Raw genomic sequence first — 541 nt, forward strand, 5'->3', positions numbered from 1 at the left:
CGTGGAACTCCTGCAGCCCATCGATGGTTTGCAACTCACGCCCTTCACCCAAAAGCCCTTCTTCTTTCAGCTTCTCCTGGGCTAGGCGATTGAGTTCTTTGACCGACCTGTTGTCGGCCGCGAGGATCAGGTGCGAACGTTCGACCTGGTGCAACTCCTGGCCCGCTGCTACGGTCCAATGCCGATCGTCTTGGTGGATGATTTGCCCCACCAATTCACGGCCACCACGGGAAAAAGCGACGGTGTCACCGACCGCCCTAGAGCGGCTGTTCGACCAAGCGTTCACCAGGGCCTCGTTTACCTCTTCATCGGCGCCGCGCACGACGTTGATGCCACCTTCGCGCTTCGCAAAGGTCTTCAAGGCCTCAGCAGCATGGCCATCGAACAACTGCTTCACAGCCTCCCGTTCCTCGATGCGATGCTGCCGGCGTATCTCGTCCAGACGGTGCGAACCAAGCTTGTCGGCTATTGGCTGAAGTGCAGCACCAGCCCCAACGGATTTTTGCTGCTTCGTATCGCCGAGGAGGCCTACCTTTGCCCC

Annotated in this window: 1 protein-coding gene; it reads right to left on the bottom strand. The window is 59.3% G+C overall.

Translation table 11 applies throughout. From position 1 onward, the window contains the following. Window positions 1-541, bottom strand: a 541-nt coding sequence (locus GVL52_RS28445; protein WP_160012698.1) for an AAA family ATPase, incomplete at both ends; no start/stop codon positions are given.

Origin of the sequence: Rhizobium sp. 18055, from assembly GCF_902706285.1 — a bacterium.
Lineage (GTDB): Bacteria > Pseudomonadota > Alphaproteobacteria > Rhizobiales > Rhizobiaceae > Rhizobium.